Annotated in this window: 1 pseudogene; it reads left to right on the forward strand. The window is 59.7% G+C overall.

Annotated features, from left to right (window positions below):
• Window positions 1–238: pseudogene (locus ACW5XD_RS23995) on the forward strand (alpha-amylase family glycosyl hydrolase); the annotation flags it as partial.

A 238-nucleotide genomic window follows, 5' to 3' on the forward strand; every position in this document is an offset into this window, starting at 1 on the left:
GTGAAGATGCCCATTCCGGCCAGAGTTACGAGCACAGGCGCCAGTGGGTGGTCGACAAGCTGGGCCAACTGTCGCGACTGTTTGCCATCGGAGTCTGCGCCTATGCAGTGATGAACAATCACTACCACCTGGTGCTCAAGGTTGAGCCTGATACGGCCACCAACTGGAATGAGCGGGAGATAGCCGAGCGTTGGGCGGCACTGTTTCAGTGGCCCCTGCTGGTGCGGCGCTGGTATCA

It is taken from the genome of Aeromonas enterica (assembly GCF_054052465.1).